Source organism: Kamptonema formosum PCC 6407 (genome assembly GCF_000332155.1).
GTDB classification, from domain to species: Bacteria; Cyanobacteriota; Cyanobacteriia; order Cyanobacteriales; family Microcoleaceae; genus Kamptonema; species Kamptonema formosum.
The window spans coordinates 34,266-44,547 of the sequence record NZ_KB235904.1 but is presented as its reverse complement, the minus strand read 5'-3'; the positions used below and the strand labels follow the sequence as shown (position 1 = coordinate 44,547).

5 protein-coding genes are annotated in these 10,282 nt (G+C 45.7%); all 5 read right to left on the bottom strand.

The features are described from left to right. Positions 1-172 precede the first annotated feature (172 nt). A complete protein-coding gene (locus OSCIL6407_RS0117190; protein WP_007352835.1) occupies positions 173-1,117 on the bottom strand; it encodes an Hpt domain-containing protein in 945 nt (314 codons plus the stop codon). Between the two features lie 540 nt (positions 1,118-1,657). Then, entirely contained in the window at positions 1,658-1,789 is a 132-nt protein-coding gene (locus OSCIL6407_RS37840) for a hypothetical protein (RefSeq protein WP_267879553.1), read from the bottom strand. Between the two features lie 338 nt (positions 1,790-2,127). Beyond that, positions 2,128-2,382 carry a hypothetical protein gene (locus tag OSCIL6407_RS0117185; RefSeq protein ID WP_007352831.1) on the bottom strand — a complete coding sequence of 85 codons (255 nt, stop codon included), beginning with the start codon at positions 2,380-2,382 and terminating at the stop codon, positions 2,128-2,130. Between the two features lie 326 nt (positions 2,383-2,708). After that, positions 2,709-3,887, bottom strand: coding sequence for a M20 family metallopeptidase (locus OSCIL6407_RS0117180; protein ID WP_007352830.1), 1,179 nt, complete (start codon positions 3,885-3,887; stop codon positions 2,709-2,711). Positions 3,888-4,568: 681 nt separating this feature from the next. Beyond that, the gene (locus OSCIL6407_RS0117175) at positions 4,569-9,644 is read right to left on the bottom strand and encodes a beta strand repeat-containing protein (RefSeq protein ID WP_019487487.1); all 5,076 of its coding nucleotides are present in this window, start codon (positions 9,642-9,644) and stop codon (positions 4,569-4,571) included. Between the last annotated feature and the right edge of the window lie 638 nt (positions 9,645-10,282).

Sequence of the window (10,282 nt, the reverse complement as noted above, 5' to 3'; positions counted from 1 at the left end):
TCTTCAACATTCTCTCCTAGAGTAATAAATTCTTTTGCCTTCCCGCTCCCCTGCCCCTCTGCCCCTCTGCCCCCCTGCTCCTCTGCCCCCCTGCTCCTCTGCCCCCCTGCCCCTCTGCCCCTCTGCCCCCCTGCTCCCTCGCTCCCCTGCCCCCCTGCTCCCCCGCTCCTCATCACGGAGAGGATTTGATAGCTTGAACCAGTAACTTAGCAATTTCCGAGAGTTGCTTTTTATTAAAGGTTTGGAGCAGAACCTTAACTACCGCCTTCGGTTCTGCGGGGATAGTAATCTGCTTAGAAGCTGATGTTGGGGATGCGACCTCGGCCTGTGGTGATACCGAAGTTTTACCAGCAGGGGCTTTTGACTGCAATACCGCCAATTGTTGCAAATTTTTAGAAGGCGCGATCGCTTTCGCTTTACCAGCTTGTACCAGATCCCCTGCGTCCTTAAGTTCCTTAATAATTATAGGAGCAAGAATTTTGTAAGAGTTCTTGGGATTTGCGATCGCAGACTTTGCAGTCTTAACCAAACTTTGCCAAGTCTCGATCCCTCCTCCCAAAGGTTCAAGGCGAGCACAACCCGCCACCAACTGCTTGCGAGAAGCAGGTGAGTCTGGCTGTTTAAATAGCTGCAACATCACTTTGAGTACAGCCATCACCTGAGCTGCAAAATTCGCAGTTGGCGCAGGTACCTTCCCACTCGCCAAAGCATTAAGATGGTTTTCCAGTTGAGCAAAAACTGGCATCACCTTCTGCACAATGCCACTAGCCTCTTCATTCCTCAACCCAAAAGGCCCTTGCAGACGCTCAAACAATTCCTTAAGAGTATCAACCCCCTTGAGAAATAGGGATACTGACGTTTGGTCTACCTTCGTAGCGGGCTCGTCTCTGAGAATCTTGAAACAATCCTCTAGGCGGTGAGCAGTTGTCTTAATACTGTCAAGGTTAAGCATAGCCGCGCCTCCTTTGACCGAATGGGCGGCTCGAAACATCTCTGTAATATTTTCGGGGTCTTCCATAGTAGCTGGCAAATCCAAGAGACCCTGTTCCAAGGTATAGAGGTGTTCTTTTGCCTCCTGTATGAATAAACCCAAAATTCGGTCTTGCTGGTCTGACACGAGAGTCCTCCTAACAATCTGTGCACCCTCAAGAAAGCACCCTGTGGCTGGAAACGCGACTGATGCTTGGTCGGTATCCGCTCATCTTGACACTTTATTTTATCCTTTAGAGCCTGCACACTCCCACTACTAAAAAAAGTCTCTAAGGCTTCTCCGTGTACTTGGGCGGTTGAGACCAAGATCGATGATGTAGTGCCAGTGCCTGCATTAGTATTAAATTTAACCTTAGCTCGATCGCTCTTAACCTATCCAGTTGCTTCGAGCATTGAGGAAAGAAGATTATCATTCTTAGCAGCGCCAAATAGTCAAAAGCTACTAAACTAAAATAGTGAGATGGATACACAGGCGCAAGCCTGGGATTTAATGCCTATCACGTTAAAGGTACGCTGGGACTCCGCGAAACCTGGGATTGAATAAATCCCTAAATGCTTCTCTGAGTTTGGTGAAAGACAAGGATAGCAGCCCACCATTTTTTGGCAACAGGATTGCGCCCAGGAACCCTAGCAATAGGGATATTAAGAACGCAATTTCTTAATAATCTCAGTCGCTTGACTCGCTAAGAGTGTCAAGAATTTGTATAGCCTCGCTAAATTGTACACCGCTCTCGGAAGAGGCGGCAATGTCAGAAGTTAACTCCCAGGTAATACTGTCAATTTTAGGACTTACGCTCATGGCTCCAGAAACCTGGTTTTTGAGAGCATCTGTGGGTAACAACGAAATATTTTCGTCAAAAAATCCGGTTTCTGTAGTTGGGTGCGTAAGTCCTGAATTTCTAGAGTGTTTTTGAAGTCGGCAGCCTCACCTTTGAAAATAAAAATTCATCGAACTTACTTTTATTCTATTTTATTTCTCTTCAATTTTTTCCCTAGCTCCTAGCAAAAATATTGCTAGAAAATATTCCTAGACTGCTGAAAATTCCAAAATTGTCAACTCCCATTTCCTATTTAAGTCTGAGTCAGCTAGTAACTGAATTACAACCCCTGAATGCGGTGGCGGCAAAATAATTTACTTTAGAGTTCTGAGGGAGTATCTGGAGCTACTTCAATGCCTTGACCTTCTTTGATTGTTTGCTGATCTGTGATTAAATCGCTTAATTCCTTAATCTCTACACCGATGTTCTGGCAAGCAAGTTTGAGTTCGCGGCCAAAGATGTTGAGTTCGGAACCGTAGCCACACAAATGCGCGGCTGTTTCAATTCCCTGTTTGGCGTTAGCTTTTGCACAATCGATTAATTCAATGCCTTTCAGCGGTTGGGATGAAGCCATATCAGAAAAATGTAATTGATTTTTCCTAATATACTAACGAGGTTGATAATAACTCATCTATCTTCGGAGGTAACTAGAAGGAAGAGGGAAGAAGGAAGAAGAAAGAAGGAAGAAGAATTTACTTGTCTAGGAGAGAAGGTAAAGGACATAAAATGGTAACTTTTTAGTCATTTTTTTACGTTTAATTCTGTAGATTTACTTAACTAATTTTTAATCAAGCATCAAAGAATGAGGTTTTTAATTGTTGCCATCATAGCTCTTTTTGTTTCTTCCTTCTTCCTTCTTCCTTCTTCCTTCTTCCTTCTTCCTTCTTCCTTCTTCCTTATTTAAGCCTGTTGCCAGTATTTGTAAGCGGCATAAGCTAAGGTGACAACGCCGGTAAAAATGGCGGATTCATCGACATCAAATTGGGGGTGATGTAGGGGGTAATTGGGTTTGTCTTTGTGTCCGACTCCCAGACGAAACATCATACCGGGGGCGGATGCGAGGTACATAGAAAAATCTTCCGCACCGAGAGATGGTTCTGGTAAAATTTGCACGCGCGATCGCCCCCAAGCTTCCAAGGCGCAACCTTCTACTAATTGGGTGAGGGCGGGGTCATTTTGGACTCCGGGCACGCCTCGCTTGTAACTAAGCTCGTAATTAGCACCGTAAGCGCGGCAAATATTCGACACGATTTGTTCAATCCAAGCGGGCAGAGATTCGTGGGTTTCAGGGTGAAGCGATCGCACGGTTCCGAGCAATTTGACGCGATCGGCAATCACATTTGGAGCTCTCCCACCACTAATTTGTCCAATTGTCAACACGACTGGCCTTAAAGGATTTTGTGTCCGCGCGATCGCCTGTTGCAAAGTAGTAATCACCTGCGAAGCAATCCAAATCGCATCGATCGCTTCGTGCGGCCGCGCCCCATGACCAGATTCTCCCACAATCGTCAATTCTAAATCATCCGCCGCCGCCGTCAAAGCCCCATGTCTAATTCCCACTGAACCTGCGGGAATACTAGGGAAAACGTGCAACCCCAGAATTGCCTTCACATCCTGCATTGCACCATCTTTAATCATCCAGCTAGCACCTTGAGCAATCTCCTCTGCTGGCTGAAATAAGAAGCGGACGTGACCTTTGAGCGATTCTGCTAACTGAGACAGTACCATTGCTGTACCTAAACCGACAGTGGTATGGACATCATGACCACAAGCGTGCATCACTCCCGATTTACGAGAGGTGAAATCTAAATCAGTTCGCTCTTGAATCGGCAAAGCATCCATATCCGTGCGAATCCCCAGCCACTCGCCGGTCTCCTTTGCGCCTTTGAGTTCCCCAATTACACCAGTTTTACCAATCGATTCTTGGACATGAAGGCCGCAGGAAGACAAAACACCTGCTACATAGGCAGAGGTTTGGTATTCACAACCGCTGAGTTCCGGGTGTGAATGGATGTGACGGCGAATTTCAATCAAGCGAGGTGTGAGAGTAGAAGCTAAATCTTTGATCCGGGGGAGCATACTAGAAGAGGGGCTAGGGGCTAGGGGCTAGGGGCTAGGGAAGAAGGGGAAAAGAGGGGCTAGAGACTACGATGCTCAGGGTTAGGGAAGAAGGAGAATAGAGGGGCTAGAGACTAGGGAAGAAGGGAATGGAATAAGCGGGTTTTAGTAATGAGGGAGTGTCCTAACTGCCAAGAAGGTTGCTATAGCTAGGTTAACTTAAATCTTTTTTTAAATACGATTTATGCACTTCTCACGTAATGCCCGAATCTTGGCAGTGACTTTACCGCGCCTGTTGGCGGCGTTACCAATGATTTTACGTATAGCGCGATCGCTAAGGCATTTAAGACATTCTGAATTCAGAAAACCATTAATTCTATTCCTTTCTTCCCTTCTTCCCTTCTTCCCTAGCCCCTAGTCCCTAGCTCCTAGCCCCTCTTCTTCTTCCCTAGTCCCTAGCCCCTAGCCCCTCTTTTCCCTTACCTAAAAAACAAAGGTGCGATCGCCCAATAAGATCGATCGCACCTTTGCCAACTTTAAGTCAGACAAGCATTACCCGCTCAACTTTTTATACCAAATCCAGGTTAAATACCCCTTTCTTCTTTAGTCCGCGTAGGCGGACTTTGTGTGTGTAGTAGCGATTTCAATCGCCAAACAATCGAGGGAATATCAAACCCGGATTTAGTATTTAGCTGCCGAACTTTACAACAAAGTAAAGTTATTTGCCGCCAGAGTCACTACACCACTGAAGTTGGTGATATTGAAGCCGCCGCCAGCAGTAGTGCCATTAGAATCAAAGGCCAATGCGCTACCTGCACCGCTGTTATACAGGATGAAAGCAGGCCCAGAAGCACCTGACTGAACAGCGAACTGATCGATCGCCTGCGCCAGAGAAGTGATAGAGGCAACTCCGCTGAAGTCCACAAAATTAACATCCACAACGCTAACGCTAGTATTAGCAGCAGCCTGGTAGATAATAGAAGTGAAGCCGCCGAAGTTTGCAGAGCTGAAGCGCAATACATCACCTGTCACGAAGTCGGTAATCGTATCGCCACCCTCACTGGTAGAGCTGTAAACAAAGACATCATTGCCTGCGCCGCCAGTCAGCAAGTCAGCACCAGAACCACCGCTGATAATGTCCGCACCAGAACCGCCGTTGAAGATGTCATCACCCTCAAAGCCGTAGAGCGTATCAGCGTAAGCAGTAGCCGTCACATTATTGATGCCAGAGCTACCGACAAAGTTCACAGCTACGGTACTGCCGCTGAAGTCGTAAACGCCAGGAGCAGAAGCATTGAAGGTGATAGGAGTCGTGTTAGCTGCGGTTGTAGTGCTGAGAGAACCACCGCCCAAGATTTGGATATCGCTTGTTCCCAGAGAAGTGACACCCAAGAGCGTGACAGTGCCGTTATTGTTCAAGTTCAACACAGCATCGCCACCGCTGAAGGATACGCTTACCGTTCCAGAGGAAGTGATTTGCAGCTTATCAGTACCAGTCGCAAAACCGGAGATAGTATCGCTGCCTTCGTTTAAGCCCACAGTTGTGCCGAAGACAAAGACATCGGCACCGTCGCCACCACTCAAAGAGTCATTGCCTTCACCACCAGTGAAGGTATCGTCGCCTAACCCGCCGCTGAAGGTGTCAGCGCCAGCACCACCGTAGAACAAGTCTGCACCGGAACCGCCAGAGAAATTGTCTGCGCCCGAACCACCTTTGAAGATGTCAGCAAAAGCTGTACCCGTGACTGAGCCACCAGTAGTACTAGAGCCATCAAAGAATATCGGCCCTGTAAAGGTGCTGTAATCTCCATAAGCAGTCAAAGTTGTCTGAGTTGCTGTGGTGCTCGTCAGGCCAATCAGAGAACCACCGCCGAGGATTTGGATATCGCTTGTTCCCAGAGAGGTGACACCCAAGAGCGTGACAGTGCCGTTATTGTTCAAGTTCAACACAGCATCGCCACCGCTGAAGGATACGCTTACCGTTCCAGAGGAAGTGATTTGCAGCTTATCAGTACCAGTCGCAAAACCAGAGATAGTATCGCTGCCTTCGTTTAAGCCCACAGTTGTGCCGAAGACAAAGACATCAGCACCATCGCCACCACTCAAAGAGTCATTGCCAGCACCACCACTGAAGGTGTCATCGCCAGCACCGCCGCTGAAGGTATCAGCGCCAGCACCACCGTAGAACAAGTCTGCGCCGGAACCGCCAGAGAAATTGTCTGCGCCGGAACCGCCAGAGAAGATGTCAGCAAAAGCTGTACCTGTAACTGAACCGCCAGTACCAGTAGAACCATCGAAGAATATCGGCCCTGTGAAGGTGCTGTAATCTCCATAAGCTGCCAATGTTGTCTGAGTTGCACTCGTTAGACCAATTACAGAACCACCACCAAGGATTTCGATATCGCTTGCTCCCAGAGAGGTGACACCTAACAGCGTGAGAGTGCCGTTATTGTTCAAGTTCAGCACAGCAGAAGAACCAGTGAACGATACGCTCACAGTTCCAGAGGAAGTGATTTGCAGCTTATCAGTAGAGCTAACGAAATCTGAGATGATATCGTTGCCTTCGTTTAAGCCCACAGTTGTGCCGAAGACAAAGACATCAGCACCATCGCCACCTGTGAAGGTGTCATCGCCAGCACCACCATTGAAGGTGTCATTGCCAGCACCGCCGCTGAAGATATCAGCGCCAGAACCGCCGTAGAACAAGTCTGCACCGGAACCGCCATTAAAGATATCTGCACCGGAACCACCAGAGAAGATGTCAGCAAAAGCTGTACCTGTCACTGAACCGCCTGTGCCGGTGGAGCCATCGAAGAATATTGGGCCTGTGAAGGTGCTGTAATCTCCGTAACCAGTCACAGTGGTCAGATTTGGTGTGCTGCTTGTCAGACCAATCACAGAACCACCGCCCAGGATTTGGATATCGTTTGCTCCCAGAGATGTGACACCCAAAAGCGTGATAGTGCCGTTATTGTTTAAGTTCAGCACAGCAGAAGAACCGGTGAACGATACGCTCACAGTTCCAGAGGAAGTGATTTGCAGCTTATCGCTAGAGCTGACGAAATCTGAGATGATATCGCTGCCAACATTTGTGCCGAAGACAAAGACATCGGCACCTTCTCCGCCACTGAGGGAGTCGTTACCTTCTCCACCTTCGAGCAAATCAGTTCCTTGAGCGCCCAGGAGCGTGTCGTTGCCAGCTTCGCCTTTGAGGGTATCTTCGCCCTGTTCGCCTAACAGGAAGTCGTTGCCAGCACCACCTAAGAGGGAATCATTTCCTTGACCGCCCCATAGTGTATCGTTGTCGGGGCCGCCAACGAGAGTGTCGTTACCCTGTTCGCCGTCAAGGAAGTCGTTACCTTCGCCGCCTTGGAGGAAATCATTGCCTGGCCCGCTGAATAGGAAGTCGTTGCCACCTCGGCCGTCGAAGTTATCATTGCCAGCAAATCCTTGTTTTCTGTCAGGCCCGTTTGTACCCGTCCAAGTAATATCACCTTGTTGTGGTGTTTCAGGGTTGTCATTTCCTGGGATATTTCCGGGGAGGTTGATGATGACAGTTAACTGATTTTGCTGGATAAACTGGATAAAGCTATTGATGTTGGTGGTGGGGATGTCGCCGCGTGCCGCCCCAGTTTTGAGGAAGAAGAGGAAGCTACTCTTGCCTTCAACTTTGAAGTTCTGCCGATAGTAGGCGACATCAAAAAAGGAAATGGGGCTTTTGTCTTCAAAGATGCCTTTGCTGATAAAGTCGTAGAAGGCGCTCTTGAATTTACCTTTGCCGATGCGATCGCCTAGTTCGCTACCTTGCTTAATGTAGAAGTCTTTATCAAACCAAACGCTGATCTTCAAGTCTTCTTTCAGACCTTTTTTGAGCAGGTGTTCAATTTTGTTCTTGAATTTACCGGCTTTAATGTCGATGTCTACTTCGGCATTTTGCTGGATATAAAAATTGACATCGATCAGAGGATTGAAGTTTAATCCTTCTTTAATCCCTTTTTTGAGGAAGTGTTCAAATTTATTCTTGAACTTCCCGCCTTTGATATCGATGTCTACATCAATATTTTGCTGACTGTAAAAGTCGCCATCGAAAAGGGCTGTGGGGATGTCTCCTTTGCCAAATCCTACTTTCAAGAAGTATTCAAAGGCACTCTTATATTTCCCTGACTTGACGGCGGCGGATGCTTCTGCGTTAGTTTCTAGATAAAAATCAGCGTCAAATAGGGGGCTAGTTGTGTCGCCTTTTGCCATCCCCACTTTGAGGAAGTATTCAAGGGCATTTTTGTATTTGCCCGAACGGATAGCGGTAGCTGCTTCGGAATCGCTGTCTAAATAAAATTCGGTATCAAAGAGAGCATTGGGGTTATCACCTTTGACCATTCCTTCTTGGAGGAAGTATTCAAAGATGGTTTTGTATTTACCGGATTTAACAGCTTCCAGTGCTTCTGGATGTTGTTCCTTGTAAAATTCTTCATCGAATAAGGAAGTGCTGATATCACCTTTTTGGAGACCTTCTTTGAGGAAATATTCAAACAGACTGCTATATTTCCCTGACTTGACAGCATCCTTTGCTTCTGAATGCTTTTCTCCGTAGAATTCGATATCAAAGATGGCATTGGCGCTAAATCCTTCCTTTAATCCTTTTTTGAGGAATTGGTCGAGGAGATTGATAAATTTGCCGCTTTTGATGTCTTTGTCTGCACCGGGATTTTCTTGTTCGTAATAGCTAAGATCGATCAGGGCGTTGGGGCTAAAACCCTCAAAATATCCTTCTTTAAGCCATTGTTGAAAGGCACTTTTGAATTTACCTTTTTTGATCTTGTCGTCAACGTCGGGATATTTAGCTTTGTAATAGTTTTTGTCGAATAAGGAAGTGCAAATTCTTCCTTCTTCCATCCCGTATTTTAAGAAGTGCTCTGCGGCGCTCTTAATTTCGCCTTTGTCAATCGCTTCTTTGACTCCGGGATATTTCTTGAGGTAAAATTCGCTCTCGAATATTGCAGAGAAGCTAAGTTCTTGTTTGATCCCAAACTTGATAAAGTGTTCGCCAACACTTTTCACTTCCCCTTTTCCTATAGCGTCTTGGACGCTGATGTTCTTCTCTTGATAATAGCTACTGCTGAAGAAGATGCTAGTCTCGCGTTGGACTTCGTATTGACCAAACTTAAGGAAGTGTTCTACAGGATCTTTGACATCTCCTTTTTGGTAAGCTTCATCTACATCTTTGTTAGCAGCAAGATAGTATTTGGCGCTAAAAATGAAGCTAAATTCGCGCTGCTCTTTTTTACCAAATTTGTCGAAGTGATCCTTACCATTTTTGAATTTACCTTCTTTAATGGCCTCTTTGATGTCTGGATTTTGTTCCAGATAAGTTGTTTCATCATACAGGGAGTCAAGGGTAACTCCAGTAGAACTATCATCGATAGCGGTTGTGGTGAAAATTGGGGTGAAACTTGTGGAAGTCCCAGTCGAATTGTTATCTGATATGGGGCTAGTTGTAGTCCCTAAAGGATCGCTTAATATGGGGCTAGTTGTAGTTCCTAAAGGATCGCTTAATATGGGGCTAGTTGTAGTTCCTAAAGGATCGCTTGATATAGGACTAGGTGTAGTTCCTACAGGATCGCTTGATATAGGACTAGGTGTAGTTCCTACAGGATCGCTTGATATAGGACTAGGTGTAGTTCCTACAGGATCGCTTGATATAGGACTAGGTGTAGTTCCTACAGGATCGCTTGATATAGGACTAGGTGTAGTTCCTAATTGTTGATTTTCTAAGTCCATAGAATACCTCACAAATTAAGTAGAAGAAAGCTAGTCAAAAAAACAAGTGCATCTCAATACCCCAGAAGTTAAAACAACTTTTACCCACAATTTTTGTGGGTATATGGAGTTATGCAACAGATATATTTGCTGCTTTTGAGATGCACCTAATATATTGACTATGACTAGAGGTAAAAAAAGTTAGTTCCCAAATAAAGTAAATTTTTTTATAAAGTTTCCTGATTTAGTATTTGCGTAAATTCACGTAAAAACTATAGCTCAAAGTTAATGCAACTCTTTCGCGCTAGATTTGGTTAAATGGGGAGGTAGAAAAGAAAAAGTTTTCAAAAGTATTTTTGCAGTAGCAATGGTTATATCCCTAGTTTATCAGCATTGATATTGCGAATTCTGGCAGGAAAAGAGGAAATTTGGCTTGTTACCTTTGCGTATTACTACGAGTTTTGGTATCACAATGATTGCTAGCCTAAGTAAAAACCGCAAGTATATGTAAAGTTCTGAATTTACTCGCTTTTAAAGCTGATTGGAAAATTTTTTATAAATGTGGGAACACATAAAATTGCAAATTTTGCATCTAACTTTAGGATTAAATAAATGCAACTACATAAAAAAGCCAATTTCTGTATTCCCCTCTCATCGGA